This is a genomic window from Providencia sp. PROV200 (genome assembly GCF_049901995.1).
In the GTDB taxonomy this organism is placed as follows: Bacteria; Pseudomonadota; Gammaproteobacteria; order Enterobacterales; family Enterobacteriaceae; genus Providencia; species Providencia rettgeri_E.
The window spans coordinates 481,383-496,506 of sequence record NZ_CP096307.1 but is presented as its reverse complement, the minus strand read 5'-3'; the positions used below and the strand labels follow the sequence as shown (position 1 = coordinate 496,506).

At 40.2% G+C, this 15,124-nt stretch carries 13 protein-coding genes; 10 read left to right on the top strand and 3 right to left on the bottom strand.

Annotated features, from left to right (window positions below):
• Nucleotides 1-3: 3 nt before the first annotated feature.
• The 4 genes from M1E86_RS02195 to M1E86_RS02180 all read left to right on the top strand — a co-directional run bounded on the left by M1E86_RS02195 (nucleotide 4) and on the right by M1E86_RS02180 (nucleotide 4,883).
• The gene (locus tag M1E86_RS02195) at nucleotides 4-1,230 is read left to right on the top strand and encodes a TolC family protein (RefSeq protein ID WP_213914419.1); all 1,227 of its coding nucleotides are present in this window, start codon (nucleotides 4-6) and stop codon (nucleotides 1,228-1,230) included.
• Nucleotides 1,211-2,461, top strand: coding sequence for an HlyD family efflux transporter periplasmic adaptor subunit (locus tag M1E86_RS02190; protein WP_213914420.1), 1,251 nt, complete (start codon nucleotides 1,211-1,213; stop codon nucleotides 2,459-2,461). The genes M1E86_RS02195 and M1E86_RS02190 overlap by 20 nt, the downstream gene beginning before the upstream one ends.
• 3 nt (nucleotides 2,462-2,464) lie before the next feature.
• Nucleotides 2,465-2,911: a hypothetical protein gene (locus M1E86_RS02185; RefSeq protein WP_213914421.1), complete on the top strand. Its 447-nt coding sequence runs from the start codon at nucleotides 2,465-2,467 to the stop codon at nucleotides 2,909-2,911.
• Between the two features lie 640 nt (nucleotides 2,912-3,551).
• Nucleotides 3,552-4,883: an ATP-binding cassette domain-containing protein gene (locus tag M1E86_RS02180; protein WP_254879819.1), complete on the top strand. Its 1,332-nt coding sequence runs from the start codon at nucleotides 3,552-3,554 to the stop codon at nucleotides 4,881-4,883.
• 56 nt (nucleotides 4,884-4,939) lie between these two features.
• Here M1E86_RS02180 and gntU read toward each other — a convergent pair whose 3' ends face one another.
• The 3 genes from gntU to gntR all read right to left on the bottom strand — a co-directional run bounded on the left by gntU (nucleotide 4,940) and on the right by gntR (nucleotide 8,225).
• On the bottom strand, nucleotides 4,940-6,295 hold the full coding sequence (gene gntU / locus M1E86_RS02175; RefSeq protein ID WP_125894976.1) for a gluconate transporter: 1,356 nt from the start codon (nucleotides 6,293-6,295) through the stop codon (nucleotides 4,940-4,942).
• Nucleotides 6,295-6,834: a gluconokinase gene (gntK, locus tag M1E86_RS02170; RefSeq protein ID WP_125894974.1), complete on the bottom strand. Its 540-nt coding sequence runs from the start codon at nucleotides 6,832-6,834 to the stop codon at nucleotides 6,295-6,297. Before gntK ends, gntU begins: the two co-directional genes overlap by 1 nt.
• A gap of 395 nt (nucleotides 6,835-7,229) precedes the next feature.
• The gene (gene gntR, locus M1E86_RS02165) at nucleotides 7,230-8,225 is read right to left on the bottom strand and encodes a gluconate operon transcriptional repressor GntR (protein WP_213914423.1); all 996 of its coding nucleotides are present in this window, start codon (nucleotides 8,223-8,225) and stop codon (nucleotides 7,230-7,232) included.
• A gap of 200 nt (nucleotides 8,226-8,425) precedes the next feature.
• On the opposite strand from gntR, the gene M1E86_RS02160 reads away from it, so the two are divergent.
• From M1E86_RS02160 to M1E86_RS02135, 6 genes are all read left to right on the top strand, one after another.
• Nucleotides 8,426-9,463: an ABC transporter substrate-binding protein gene (locus M1E86_RS02160; RefSeq protein WP_213914424.1), complete on the top strand. Its 1,038-nt coding sequence runs from the start codon at nucleotides 8,426-8,428 to the stop codon at nucleotides 9,461-9,463.
• 44 nt (nucleotides 9,464-9,507) lie between these two features.
• Nucleotides 9,508-10,476, top strand: a complete 969-nt coding sequence (locus tag M1E86_RS02155) for a FecCD family ABC transporter permease (RefSeq protein ID WP_416367475.1) — start codon at nucleotides 9,508-9,510, stop codon at nucleotides 10,474-10,476.
• A complete protein-coding gene (locus M1E86_RS02150) occupies nucleotides 10,473-11,240 on the top strand; it encodes an ABC transporter ATP-binding protein (RefSeq protein ID WP_213914425.1) in 768 nt (255 codons plus the stop codon). The genes M1E86_RS02155 and M1E86_RS02150 overlap by 4 nt, the downstream gene beginning before the upstream one ends.
• 11 nt (nucleotides 11,241-11,251) lie before the next feature.
• Nucleotides 11,252-12,070, top strand: a complete 819-nt coding sequence (locus M1E86_RS02145) for a class I SAM-dependent methyltransferase (RefSeq protein WP_333987855.1) — start codon at nucleotides 11,252-11,254, stop codon at nucleotides 12,068-12,070.
• A complete protein-coding gene (modD, locus tag M1E86_RS02140) occupies nucleotides 12,067-12,912 on the top strand; it encodes a ModD protein (RefSeq protein WP_248467487.1) in 846 nt (281 codons plus the stop codon). The genes M1E86_RS02145 and modD overlap by 4 nt, the downstream gene beginning before the upstream one ends.
• Nucleotides 12,913-13,044: 132 nt before the next feature.
• Nucleotides 13,045-15,039: a TonB-dependent receptor plug domain-containing protein gene (locus M1E86_RS02135; RefSeq protein WP_213914501.1), complete on the top strand. Its 1,995-nt coding sequence runs from the start codon at nucleotides 13,045-13,047 to the stop codon at nucleotides 15,037-15,039.
• Nucleotides 15,040-15,124: the final 85 nt, after the last annotated feature.

Below are 15,124 nucleotides of genomic sequence, written 5' to 3'. Positions count from 1 at the left end.
AAAATGCGCCTTATCACCTTAGGTTTTTTATTAACTTTATTATCACCATCTTATGGTTTAGCAAATCAAGATGTAGAAAATTTTCAAAGTTTTATTAGCCGAGTATTAAAAAACTCTAATCCAATTCAAATAAAGTCATTAGAGTTAGATGCTGAAAACCTCAGAGCAAAGCAAACCGATTACTATTACCTTCCTAAGGTCTCAGCCTCAGGAAAAGTAAAAAGCCATGATGGCAGTACTAGCAGTAATATTACCGCCAGCTCATTAATCTATGATACAACGTTAACCCATAGATTTAATGAAAAAAATTTAAAGTTAAAAATATCAGCACTTTCACTGAATAAAGAAAAAGAAGAACTCTACACTTCAACAACTAATAACTTAATTGGTATTTATTATCTCAATGAGCTAACAAAAACAACCACTGATTTAAATAATAATGCGAAAAACATCTTTAAACTCATTACTCACCGATATAAAAGTGGCATAGCGAAATACAGTGATGTTGAACAAGCCTCTTTATTGATGCAACGAATTGAAACAGAACTGCAAAATATAGAAAAAGAGATTGAACAATACAAGTCAAATATTGAGCTTTTATCAGGGATTACCTTTCCGTCTAAAGGCGTACAGGTACCAGAAAATTTACTGAAAAGATTACAAACAACCATTATTGATAGTGAGGATGCGCAACAAAATAGCGAATATAACTTGCTACGCATGCAAGCTGACGCAATGAAGGAAAATGCATATCAACAAAATCCTTTCTTGAATGTCAATGTTATCGCTGAAGAAAGATTTGTTGACCACGTGAGAAGTCGTAACGAATCTTACATGGGAATGGAGGTAAAACTAAATGTCTTTGACCTCGATAAAATACTGAATGAAAAATCGCAATTAAAACTGTATGAAGCAACAAAAGGAAAGGCTGATTATAAATACAAAGAATCAACAGCAAAAATTAAAAATTTAAAATTAATTGCCAACTCAAATATGACTGAACTTATAGGGCTACATGAACAACGTAAGACAATGCGTTCGATAATTAAGAGCCAACAAAGGGAATATGAAATATCACAGTCCTCTTTCTATGAAATGGTGAACACGCTATTTGATATGTTAACAATGGAAAGACGCATAGCTGAATTAATGATTGCTGATATGAAAAACAAGATGGAATACATCCAATTAACAGGGAAACTCACTGAAATTGAAACGTTATCTAAATAAACTGAACAAAATCCCTAAAAAACTAAAAATATTCCTAGGTATCACATCCCTATTTGTCGGGTACATTATATTAGCCAAGATAGAAATATCCTCTCCAGGTGAGGGGATTATTTCAGGAGTCTCCAACCGGCTAGAAATAGTGAGTCCTGCATCTGGGTTTATTAATCAATTTGCTATTAAAACCGGTGATAAGGTAGAAAAAGACCAAATTTTATTTTCCTATACGAATTTAGATGCATTTCATCAAGAAAAAACCTTAACCAATCTTGTTACTTTTGCTAATGAACGCATTAATGAACTAGAAGAAAATAAAAAACTATTAAATAAGATCCTCGATGGAAGTATAAATACAGAATCCGAATATTTTTTCTTTGCAAAGGGCCTGCAAAGCAAAACGTTAAGTGCTTATAGAGAGCTCTATGGCCACATTCTCTTACACATGGAGATAAGCAATTTAAAGGACAAATATATCTCACAAATAAAAGAATCCAGTGAATTAGATAATCAGATTAATATTTTAAAAAAGAAGGCCTCACTGTTGAAAAATGCAAGAGCACCTGAAATTGAAAAACTCAATAATAATGCTGAAATCAGCCGCACCACTGCGCTGATAACATCTGGTGAATTAAATGCTCAAGGGCTATTACGAGAAATTTCACTGTTAGAAAAGAAATATACCGCGCGGCTTATCGGTGAAATACAAGAAAATGAAACGCTACTTAATCGGCTAAAAAAAGAGAGATTGGAAAACAGCGGACAGATGGAACTACTTCGCAATAAAATAAGAGCGAACAGTGTGTTATCGCCAGCGGATGGCGTTGTATTAAGTATCGAAAAAGATTTAGAAAAAGGCTCTTACGTTGAAGCCTCAAATTTAGTCATGGTAATAAAAAAACAACAAGATACACGGGTCATTGAAGGAAAAGTATTAGCGAAATATCGTCCTTTTATAACACAACAGTTGCCTGCAAAAATTGTGGTGAACTCCCCTGGATTTAAAAAAATCATTAACGGTAAAGTCACAAAAATCAGTGCTGACTCCTTTAGTGACAGGGAACGAGCTAACCAAGAACGCTATTATTCCGTACAAATTACACCGGAACAAAATACTGTGCTCCTTCCAGAACATGATGGCCTACCAGTGATGCTCTATATCTCGAGTAAAGAGATTTCAGTGCTTCATTATTTAACCGCATTAATTAGCGATAACATTACATTTAACGTTTGGTGACTTATGTTAGGTTTTATTTCTGCATTATCCGCTGCCGTAGCAACTATGACATTATTGATGGCCGTACTTTTAGCAAATGTGTTGTCAAGTACGATGGCTGCTGAAAAAAACAAAGGCAAAGCGGCATTTGTCGGAATTGATGATAATAATACAGAGACGTCTTCGTCTATAAATAATGAAAGTCACAAAGGTAATGACATCATGAAGTCGTTAATATTTAGCCATGACACCATCAAATTCGTTGATAGTAAAAAAGTTAAATCTATCGATATTTATTGCAGTTATGGAAATAACATCTCTTTTGATATAGCAATGACCTACACCATTTATAACACAGTATTAATTAAAAAAAGCACGCCTAATGTACACATTAAAGCCTTGAAACCTATTGAAGATAATCAAGGTGTTAACGCTTGCTTCCTGAAGAGTGAAGAAAATGAAAGAAAGTAGTTTCCATGATGCCATTAACCAATACTTTAAGATATTAGGAGAGCCATTTACTTCTCCAGCTCTATCGTATGATAATAAATATATATTAAATAATATTAATGAGTTTATTAATAATGATTTTTTCACTTATCAATATGTTTCTCTTTCTGATTTTAGTGACAAGAACCTACCAGCCCTTTTTATTATGGAGATAGAAAATGGAAAATACATTATTATTAAGAATCATAGGGGCCAGCTAACCAATCTAACAACCGACACCGCAATAACAAAACAACTAATTGAAAGTAAACACTTATTTTCATTCCAAGCGAGTGAAAACACATTAAATGAAGAGAGCATATACACATCACTGATTAAATTAACGCCAAAATCAAATTTATTTTCATTACCTTTAATCGTATTTGCGCTGTTATTACCTTTATACTCAAATCTTTTTAACTCACGATTAGTTTACAGTGAGTCAATAAGCTCACTTTTGTATATTAGTTTTATTTTCATTGTTGTTATTGGCTTAGAGTTTTTTATTAAACATATTATTCATGAACAGAACACAAAAAAAATAAAGCTTAACATCAGCACTTTTAACCGTTATTTCGTTAATTTATTAAAACAATCGAGTTGTAAAAGTGCCTCCATTAAGGTGAGGACCGCCGAAGCGTCGATCTTGCAGGTATGGGAAATCAAACCACAAATCATTTATGATATCGGATTAGCCATTTTATTTTCATTCTGCATTTTTGGCATGCTAGGTTTTTATTCATTATTGCTATTAAGCTATTACGCTGGACTTATCTTTCTATGCCTACATGTCCGCTTTCTTTCCTACAAAAATATGCTTCGAGCAAATACCTTAAACTATGAAAAATCAGCCATGTACTACTCCTTAGAACAGAAAAAACATGAGCTGTATTTCGCCAGAGATAACCACTTTAAGCAGTACATCAGTATAAAAACCAATGAAGATGAAAAAATAAAATTAAAACTGAATGAGGCCAACCACCATTGGATGGAAATCATCAAAGTAAATACGTTTTTATCCATGATTGTAATGTACGTGGCTAGCTATTTAGCTATTGGTGAAGGGAGTTTAAGTTTGGCTTCCGTTATCGCGGTCATGATCATTAATGGTCGACTTTCAGGTGCAATTACAAGTGCAATTAATCGCTTATTCATGGTGAAAACACATCTATTTCATATCAAATCCAGTATTGAGCAGCTAAAAAACAATCCACTCATCCATTTCAAAACTGATGGCATAACAATGAATTCGATAACGCATTTTAGTGCAAAAAATCTTAGCGTTAATATTCACGGTAAAACCATCATTAACCAGCTCAATATTGAAGCCAAATCTGGGGATGTTATCGGTATTACAGGTATTTCAGGAGTAGGAAAGACATCACTAATGAAAGCATTATGTGGGACTTCAGAATACTCATCAGGGGATATAGCAATCAATGGCATTGGTATCGATGAGATTTCCCAATCCTTTTTAACAGAAAAAATTGCCTACCATAATGGTATTTCAACATTCATTCATGGCAGTATTCGTGACAATTTTAACTTCTACGGTGTATTCGATAACAACATCATTGTCCGCCTTACCAAATTATGTTGCCCAACTTTACTGATTAGCAAAGAAACGTTAGATGATACACTCGTCACTGACATTGCTGCCTCTACAGGGGAAAAACAAAAGTTACAGCTCGTTCTTGCATTGATAAAACAACCTGAAATGATATTTCTAGACGAATCGACATCCTTTATGGCGACCTCTGATGCCCTCGCATTTCTACAATTAGTGAAACAAGAGTTTGAATTAGATAAATCAATTATTTTCTTTTCTACTCATGACTTAGGGCTGACCTCATTTTTTACGAAGCACATTGCGTTATCACCGAGCCATGTTAAACATATTAATGCCCCACAACCCCACAATGAAATTATCATTCCTAAAATTAGTTTAAGCTAATAAACAAAAACGCCCACTTGATAGTGGGCGCCTTGATTATATTTTTATGTCACATATTACAAGAACATAAAGAACACCATACCGACAATTGCCCCTGTCGTACCAAGGATAGTTTCCATGACAGTCCAAGTTTTGAGGGTTTGAGCTTCTGTCGCGCCAGTAAATTTCCCATACAGCCAGAAACCAGAGTCATTAACATGGCTTAGGATCAAAGACCCCCCTGAGATACAAACGGCTAACGCTGCCAATTGTGCACCTGAGTAGCCTAACTCACTGATAACAGGTAACACTAAACCTACCGCAGTTAAACATGCAACGGTTGCAGAACCTTGAATAACACGTACAGCACCTGCTAATACGAAGCAAGCAACCGCTATCGGCAAGCCAGCACCAATTAAAGAGTCACCTAATGCAGGTCCCACACCGGAGTCCACTAAAATTTGTTTGAATACGCCACCCGCACCAGTCACAAGTAGAATGATCCCAGCAGGTTGGATAGCGGCAGAACAAATCGCCATGACTTTTTCTTTATCCATACCATAGCGGAAACCTAAGCCATAAATTGCCAGTAAACACGCTAACAGTAAGGCTGTGAAAGGGTGGCCAATAAATTCTAACCAGTGCTCTAATGTAGAACCTTTTTCAACGACATGCGTACCGATGGTTTTTAAGCCCACTAATACCAATGGGAAAAGCACTAAGCACAGACTGAAACCAAAGCTTGGCATTTTGCCATGTTCTGTATTTGGTGCTTGATAATCAGCAGGGATATCAATATGAACATAATTACTGATAAATTTACCATATAACGGCCCTGCTAAAATCATGCCAGGGATAGCGGCACACAGACCAATTAAGATCATCCAGCCATAATCTGCACCCATTTGTGATGCTACTAACATGGGTGTAGGCCCCGGTAATAAAAACGCTGCGGCGGCTGCAACACCCGCAAATAGAGGGATAGCCAGGCGAACAACGTTATGACCTGTACGGTTCGCTACTGCAAACACCACACCGATTAACAACACAATAGCTACATCAAAGAAGAGCGGTAGCGCACAAACCAGCCCTGCGACACCCACGGCATAATGCGCATTCTTTTCACCGAACAGGTTAAGTAGCTTATTCGCAATCTGATCTAATGCCCCTGTTTCATGTAAAATTTTACCGAACATTGCCCCGAGAGCGACTACGATAGCAAGGAAACCTAAGGTCCCCGCCATGCCTTTTTGCATGGTTTCAGTGATCTGCTGTACTGGCATGCCGGAGAATAAACCCGCCCCAATAGAAACGATCATGAGCGCGACAAAAGCGTGTAAACGAGCATACATCACTAAAAAGAGCAGTAAAACGACAGAGCCAACAGCCGTTAGCACGAGCGTTAGTGTGCTTAATGTTTCTGGGGTATTCATTAGTTATCTCCAGCGACAATCTTACGAATAGTAGAACACGTATTTTCAATCACGTTCTCTAAGGATGGGCGAATATCAACAGCCTGCACATCAGGTTCATCCGCACCAGGTTCTTGTAAAGCATCAAATTGCGATTTCAGCATTTCAGGCTTAAAGAAATGCCCTTTACGTGCTTTCAATCTCTCTTCAATAACAACCGCATCACCTTTTAGGTAAATAAAATAGAGGTTATGATTCCCCTCTCTTAAGATATCGCGATAGCTTTTTTTCAGTGCGGAGCTAACCACCAGCGATACCTTATTGGTTCTTTGCATTGCAAAAATGGCATTATTTAATGCGACTAACCAAGGTTTACGGTCCTCATCATTTAATGCGTGACCCGATGCCATTTTTAAAATATTTGATTTAGGGTGAAGGAAGTCACCATCAAGGAAGGCAGCCTGTAATTGCTGTGCAACACCGGCAGCAACAGCAGATTTACCACTACCCGATACCCCCATTAGTACAAATGTATAGTTTTGTTTTTGGGTATCATTCATAGGAAACTCCTCAGATATTCACTATTGTCCTGGCTTTAGTTAAAAACCGGCATTTGTTACCGGTAACAAGTTACGGGTAACATTATCATCAGTGCGGATTTATTTGGCAATCAAATTGGTGAAGAAGAGAACAGATCTGTGATGATACTCTCAATCTGACTTCAGAAGAGGCAGGTGAAGAACAAAGCAAAACTCGCAAATAAAAAACAAACAGCAATAGCAAAAAACAAAAAAATATATTTAAACTTTATTGCTCGTCTTAAAACATTCCTCTAAATAATTCGTGTTGTCGCTAGGCGCCAAGCGAGTCAAGCCCTAGGAGCATACATAAGTATGTGACTAGGGTTGGCGAGTACAGGCAACAACGCGACAGCGCGAAGGATGACGAGGAATAATTAGATACTTTCGCCAGTAAGGACAGAAAAACCCACATCAAAATGCGTCCCCGTTAGCTTCTTACCAGACATTCTCGCCAACAAGACTTCTGCCGCCTTACGTCCCATTTGGTCCCTTGGTGTCAAAATACTCGCCAGTTTTGGCGTCATAACTTGGCCAACATCATGGCCGTGGAAGCCCGAAATCGCGAGATCTTGTGGGATCTGAATCCCCAAACGCTGACACTCAAAAATAGCCCCTATTGCCAAGTCATCATTGGTACAAAATAAACCATCGGTATCTGGGTACTTAGCACGGCAATCGTGTAGTAATTGAGCGCCTAACGAATACGATGAGCTAGCCTGTGTCATCACATTTCGTGGTTCAAGATTGGCATCGAGCATGGCCTGCTCATAACCTTTCAAGCGGATAAAAGTACGTTCATCATGCCTTGCGCCTAAATACACAACCTTACGGCAGCCGCGATCAATCATCGCCTGAGTCATTTGGCGAGAAGCTTCAAAGTTATCGATACCCACCGCAATATCTAGGCAAGGAGAAATGCTATCCATAATCTCAACCACGGGGATCCCCGCAGTTTTAAGCATGCGTAGTGTGCGTTCTGTGTGGGTTCGTTCAGCTAAAATCACGCCATCAATATTATAAGAAAGTAACGAAGTCAGCCGCTCTTCTTCTTTTTCGGGTAGATAGCCATAGTGAGCCAACATTGTCTGGTAGCCATGACGGTCTGTTACCGCTTCAATTCCACGGATCACTTCGGCAAAGACTTGGTTGGTTAATGAAGGAAGCAACACCCCGATGGCGTGGCTGGTTGCGTTCGATAAAATATCAGGGGCTTTATTCGGGATATACCCGGAAGCCTCCACCGCCTGAGCAATTTTATCACGCAAAGCCTCTGAAACCTGCTCTGGGTTTCGTAAAAAACGGCTCACCGTCATTTTCGTGACGCCAACTTGGTCGGCAACATCCTGTAGAGAAGGTCTTTTTTTCTTCATAAGTTCAAAGCGATATCCAATTCGTTAACGATAAACATGTTCTGCTATCTATTAATCGATAGCAATCTTTGTTACTGATTTACATCACATAAATGTCGAATTTTCCGAACAATGCGATTTTTATAGTTGACTCTCTATCATGACTCCGCTAATTTTCGCGCTATATAATTATTATTATAACGAGTAGATGAAATTAGACTATGGCGATCAATCGTAGACATTTTCTTAAATCCAGTGCTATCCTCACGGCTTTTTACTGCTTACCAAGCTTCACACAAACTCGCCCAGAAGTTGAAGCTGCGATATTCGGTAAACTCCCAACCCCCAAGGATATTCATCGCGTCATCAGCTCGGGGCCCCCTTCTGATTTACTGATGTTTGCCTTAGCGCCAGAAAAAATGGTGGGTTTCGCCTCTATTTCATTGAAAAAAGGGCAAACGGGCCTTTTTGCACCACAATGGCTTGAATTACCAGTTTATGGCCGTTTAGCGGGACGTGGAAGTACCCTTTCCCTTGAACAGCTGCTGTCCTATAACCCCGACTTAATTATTGACACTGGAAACATTGACGAAACTTATCGCTCTCAAGCGGAAAAGGTCGCCAAACAAACCCATGTGCCTTATTTGTTAATCGCAGGTGGCCTAAAAGACTCACCACAGCAACTAATGCAATTGGGTGAAATTTTAGGCGTTTTACCACAAGCACAACCATTGAGCCAACTTGCTCAACGCTATATTGATGATGCTGCCTTATTTGCTCATCAAAACCAACAGAAATCACTGAGTTTTTACCTTGCGAGAGGGTCAAAAGGTTTAGAAACCGGCGCTAAAGGCTCAATTCATACTGAAGCGATTGAAATGCTAGGCTTACGCAATGTGGTGGATATCCCTAATTTTCATGGCCTTACTACGGTTTCTATGGAGCAGCTCTACCAATGGAACCCTGACATCATTATAACGCAATATGACGAAGCCATTGAACTGATGACAAGTTCTGCATTATGGCAAGGGCTTGATGCTATTGCCAATCGCAAATTACTTGTATTTAGTGGTATGCCATTTGGTTGGTTAGATGGGCCTCCAGGCGTTAACCGCTTATTGGGGATGAGGCGGCTACAAAGCCATTTTGATAAAAACATTGCCAAGAATATTAAACAGGATATTGCTGAGTTTTTTACTCGCTTCTACCATTCATCATTAACGGCGCAGCAAGTTGATTTGCTCATGGAAAAATCATGAATAATGTTTTGAACAAAAAGGGGAAATTCCTTTTATTGGTCATCATGTTACTAATTAGCTTTGTTATCGCGTTAACAAGTGGTAAGTACTCACTTACACTCAGTGAGCTTTATCGCCTATTTGCCAGCCAATTATCATCTCACAGTGAATTGAGTAACCCACGCCATGAAACCGTTTTTTGGCAAATACGTTTTCCACGCACATTAGCCGCTATTATTATTGGTGGAGGGCTAGCGATTGCAGGGGCGGCTTACCAAGGAATGTTTCGTAACCCACTGGTTTCTCCTGATATTCTAGGTGTTTCCGCGGGTGCTGGCGTGGGAGCCGTCATTGGTATTTTCTTCGGCCAATCTTTGTTTTATATTCAATTAAGTGCATTTATTGGCGGGCTTATCACTGTGACTATAGTGTGCTTTATTGCCCGCCTAGCGCGGCAACATGACCCTATTTTATCTTTGGTTCTGGTCGGTGTTGCTATCAGTGCGTTGTGTGGTTCCGCCATCTCCTTAATGAAAATCCTCGCAGACCCCTACACCCAGTTGCCTTCCATCACTTTTTGGTTATTAGGTGGCTTGTCATCGATTACCCAAGCAGATTTAGTGTCAGTATTACCGCTGATGATTATCGGCATCATTCCACTATTATTATTGCGCTGGCGTATGAATTTACTCAGTTTATCGGATGAAGAAGCCAAAAGCCTTGGGATCAATGTCAGTTTAACCCGCACTATTTTCATTATTTGTGCCACATTACTGACAGCAAGCGCGGTGTCGATCGCAGGAATTATTGGTTGGATTGGGTTAATTGTTCCACACATCACTAGAATGATAGTGGGTGCTAACTTTCGCTATCAACTCCCGGCATCACTGGCCATTGGTGCCATCTTATTGCTAGTTACTGACACCTTAGCACGGACTATTGCTGCGATTGAATTACCCATAGGCATTTTAACCTCCGCAATTGGCGCCCCCTTCTTTTTGGCTATTTTATTACAGGCAAGGCGGGTGAAATGAACATTCTGTCTTTGAAAAAGGTCGCAATTGGTTATCATGGCACTGCTATCATTGATGGTATTAACCTTTCATTACCGAAGGGGGAGATTAGCTGCTTGTTAGGCGCAAATGGCTGCGGTAAAACCACCTTAATGAAAACGTTACTGGGGCTATTACCCGCCATTAAAGGTGAAATCCGACTCAATGGGCAAAGCATTCAAGCCCTTAGACCCCGCGAAATAGCCAAAACTGTCGCCTATGTTCCCCAAGCCCATGATACCCCCTTTACTTTTACTGTACTTGATATGGTGATGATGGGTTTAACACCCCATATTTCAATATTTTCAGTTCCTAAAGAGGCCGAAAAAAACTTAGCATATCAACAACTAAAGCATCTGGGCATTGCACACTTAGCACCCCGTCTATACAGCACACTCAGTGGCGGAGAAAAACAATTAGTATTGATAGCAAGAGCCTTAATACAAAAACCATTACTTCTAATTATGGATGAGCCTGCCGCTAGCCTTGATTTTGGTAACCAAATTCGCTTACTTGAACAAATCGAAAAGCTTAAATCCCATGGCATGACAATATTGATGTCAACCCATCATCCACAGCATGCCGCAGCTATCGCTGACAACGTCATTTTGCTTGATAAGCGCAACAAAGCGAGGCAAGGGTTATCAAATAGTATGTTAACACTTACTAACTTGGCAGCACTTTACAATGTGGATGAGCGCAGCATTCAAGCTCACTTCCAGCTTCCATCAACGTTTTCTTATTAAGGTCAGGGATCATGTTAATTAATCAAATCGATTTTTCAAAAATGTACCAACAACACATGCAACAGACACAACGTAGCCGCAAAGAGCCAGAGCATTGGGATAAAAAAGCACAACAAATGGCACAAAACTGTGCTAATCCCCATGACCCATACTTAGTACGGTTTCGTGAACTCATGGATTTAACTAGTGCTGAAACCTTACTTGATGTCGGTTGCGGCCCCGGTTCCATAAGCCTTCGCCTCGCAAATGAATTTAAAGATGTGATTGGAATTGATTATAGCCGTGGCATGCTCGAAATGGCTGAACTACGAGCTAAAGAGCTCGCTATCCCACATGCACGCTTTGCACAACTCGCATGGGAAGATAGTTGGGATGCCCTGCCTTTAGTGGATATTTCAGTGGCATCGCGTTCAACGCTGGTTGATGATTTAAAAGCCGCATTGCTCAAGCTCAATCGCCAAACCAAGCTGCGGGTTTATACCACCCATACCATTAATCCAACGTTTATCGATGAGAATATTATTCGTACCATTGGTCGTGAAGTTATTCGTTTACCCACCTACATTTATGCAGTGAATATCTTGCATCAACTGGGGATTAATGCGCGCGTAGATTTCATTAAAACCCCCAATAAAGGTGGATTTGATAACTTTGAAGCTTTCGCTGAAAGTGTCAATTGGTCCCTTAAAAATATCACGCCAGAAGAAACCGCGATCCTACGTCAATATTATGATGAACAAACCGCTCTAGGCAAAACAATCCCTTATCCATCTAGAGATTGGGCGATGGTATCTTGGGATGTAGTCGATGAATCGGAACTGACATTATGATTTACGTACCCGATGCATTGATCGACCAACTGCTGCTAGATGACATCCAATATGGTGACCTCACCACACGGGCACTCGGCCTTCAATCCCAACTGGGTGTGATGACCTTTACCTCCAAATTTGGCGGCTGCATCAGTGGGATGATTATCGCCAAGCGTATGTTAGAAAAACTCGGTCTCATTTGTGACTGTCACTTTCAAGATGGCCAACAGGTTGAACCGCAAAGTGTTTTAATTCGTGCGACTGGGCCTATTGAAGCCTTACATCAAGGCTGGAAAGCAGTGCAAAACGTGCTTGAATGGTGTGGAGGTGTAAGTCACTACACCCAGCAAATGGTCAGTATTTTGCGTCAATATCAACCAGATGGGCAGCTTGCTTGCACCCGAAAAACCATTCCACAGACAAAGCCCCTTGCCTTAACTGCGATTTTGGCTGGGGGCGCTATTATTCATCGTGCAGGTAGTGCTGAAAGTGTCTTACTGTTCACCAATCATCGCCAATGTCTTGAAAGACCAGATGATTGGGCAGGTCATATTAAAACACTACGCCAAGCCGCCCCTGAAAAAATGATTATTGTTGAGGCTGATGACTACGAGCAAGCCATTCTCGCAATCAATGCTCAAGCCGATATTATTCAGCTGGATAAATTGCCCATCGAACAAATTCAGCGACTACAAGAACTCGCCAAGCAACAAAGTCGCCCTTGTCGACTATCCATTGCAGGTGGAATTAATTTAAAAACAATAGAAACATTCGCACAAACCGGGGTGCCATTATTAGTTACATCAGCCCCTTACTACGCAGCACCACGAGATATCAAAGTGAAGATTTTTAAGCAGTAACCAAAGAAGTTAGCGTCAAAGAGACCGTTTGCAAAAACAGCCTACCCCGTAGGCTGCATCCACTTATGGCTAATGACGCAAATCGTTATATAAAAAATAATATATCGCTATTTATGAAACTGGAAAGAGATAATGAAAATAAAACAAATTACCTATTTAGTCGGGATGGCTTTATTCACAGCACAAGGATACGCCGCCTCACCTAACACCGAAAAAAATACCGATGTGATGTCCGTTTGGAGTACCCCGCTTGCGGCTGATGCAAACATCATCACAGAAAATCAAATGAAACAGTTGAATAAAACTAACGTCGCACAGGCGCTGAGCACAATGCCAGGTGTTTCCATTCAAAAGTCAGGTAACCGCAATGAAACCCAAGTCAATGTACGTGGCTTTGACAGCCGCCAAGTGCCTATTTTCTTTGATGGTATACCTACTTATGTCCCTTATGATGGCACCCTTGACCTAGGTCGCTTTATGACTAGCGAGCTGGCCAGTGTTGAGCTATCCACCGGCTATACCTCTCTATTACAAGGCCCGAACCTAATGGGCGGAGCAATAAACCTAACCACCGCTACCCCTAAAAAACCCTTTGAAGCTAATATCAACTTGAACCAAGGCTTTACCCGAGGTGCTGATAATGCGCACAATATCAGTGCCCGCCTAGGTGGACGCAATGATCTAGGCTTTATCCAAGTGAGTGGCAGCCAATATAAACAACGTTTTATGGGAATACCGGGGTCTGAAAATAACAATCCATTAGCAGGAAATAATGGCCGTCGCCCAAATTCAGCTACTGACGACAAGCGCATGATGGTGAAAGTGGGATGGACACCTCGTGAAGCCGACGAATATGTCATTACCTATCTCAAACAAGATGGAGATAAAAATAGCCCCCCGAGTGTGACAAATACCAAGCCTCAAATATGGCAATGGCCTGCTTATGACAAAGAAAGTTTTTACTTCAATGGCACAACCCAAATAACCAATGATATCGCCTTACAGAGCCGCCTGTACCACGACACATTTAAGAATACACTCCATCAATATAGGTCTGTTAAAGACTATAAAGACGGTATCTATAACTACAGCCGTTATGACGACTACAGCAACGGGGCTGATATGCGTGTTGACTTCACCGTGCGTGAATTAGATATGCTGTCATTTGCTGCCCACTGGAAAGAAGATGTACACAGAGCTCGGTCAAAAAGAGATATTCCATTCGACCGCTATAAAGACAATACCTATTCAATCGCTACCGAGTACCAGTGGGTTGCTATGAACAATCTCGATATTATCGGAGGCATTGGCTATGACTGGCGCAAGAGTGCGGACGGCAAACGCTATGACTATAAATCAGGAGATTTTGAGAAATACGATGGTAACAGCCAGCATGCCTTCAACTGGGAAGTAATGGCTCGCTACCACTTAGAAAATGAAGATACAGTACAATTCTCGATATCAGAGAGAAGTCGTTTCCCAACACAAAAAGAGCGTTATACCAAAGAAAAAATGAAAAGTGACGATACTTTCGTCATTAATCCACATATCGATACAGAACGTGCACTTACCTATGATTTGACTTACAAGGGACATATCTCACCCACTTGGTCATATACTTCAAGTCTCTATTATAACCATGTCTCTGATGCCATAATGGCGCATCGTGTTGGTACGAATCAGAATGGTGGCTATATACTCGAAAATCGTAATAGCGGGAAAGTCGATTACTTTGGTATTGATTTCGGTACTACAGGTCAAATTACGGATTGGATGGAAGCCGGTTTAAGCTACGGCTATATTCACGCTGATCCTAAACACTACAGTGTAAAACACGTTGCCGAGTTACCTACCCACAAAGCCTTTGCTTGGGTGAAATTCACGCCATACGCCCCATTTAGCATCACCATTACCGAAGAAGCCAGAAGCTGGGCGTTTAACTATGTTGATGCCGAAAGCAAAGTTCGCGGCTATGCTAAAACTGACCTGCGCTTAGATTATGATTTTGGCCAAGGTATTTCTGTTAACACCTCAGTGAACAACTTATTCGATAAATCATATGAATATACTAATGGCTATATTGAAGAAGGCCGTAACTATTGGTTAGGTATTGAATACAAATATTAATCATTAATATATTAGGCAGAGAATTAAGTTCTTTGCCTAATATTTATTATAGAGTCTTAAATTAGTTAACATTGAAATGATTAAG

Excerpts from the sequence above, each read along its gene's own strand:
- M1E86_RS02145 (WP_333987855.1), top strand. The coding sequence starts at position 11,252 with ATGTTAATTAATCAAATCGATTTTTCAAAAATGTACCAACAACACATG.
- M1E86_RS02185 (WP_213914421.1), top strand. The coding sequence starts at position 2,465 with ATGTTAGGTTTTATTTCTGCATTATCCGCTGCCGTAGCAACTATGACA.
- M1E86_RS02150 (WP_213914425.1), top strand. The coding sequence starts at position 10,473 with ATGAACATTCTGTCTTTGAAAAAGGTCGCAATTGGTTATCATGGCACT.
- gntR (WP_213914423.1), bottom strand. The coding sequence starts at position 8,225 with ATGAAGAAAAAAAGACCTTCTCTACAGGATGTTGCCGACCAAGTTGGC.
- M1E86_RS02160 (WP_213914424.1), top strand. The coding sequence starts at position 8,426 with ATGGCGATCAATCGTAGACATTTTCTTAAATCCAGTGCTATCCTCACG.
- M1E86_RS02195 (WP_213914419.1), top strand. The coding sequence starts at position 4 with ATGCGCCTTATCACCTTAGGTTTTTTATTAACTTTATTATCACCATCT.
- M1E86_RS02135 (WP_213914501.1), top strand. The coding sequence starts at position 13,045 with ATGAAAATAAAACAAATTACCTATTTAGTCGGGATGGCTTTATTCACA.
- modD (WP_248467487.1), top strand. The coding sequence starts at position 12,067 with ATGATTTACGTACCCGATGCATTGATCGACCAACTGCTGCTAGATGAC.
- gntU (WP_125894976.1), bottom strand. The coding sequence starts at position 6,295 with ATGAATACCCCAGAAACATTAAGCACACTAACGCTCGTGCTAACGGCT.
- M1E86_RS02155 (WP_416367475.1), top strand. The coding sequence starts at position 9,508 with ATGTTACTAATTAGCTTTGTTATCGCGTTAACAAGTGGTAAGTACTCA.
- gntK (WP_125894974.1), bottom strand. The coding sequence starts at position 6,834 with ATGAATGATACCCAAAAACAAAACTATACATTTGTACTAATGGGGGTA.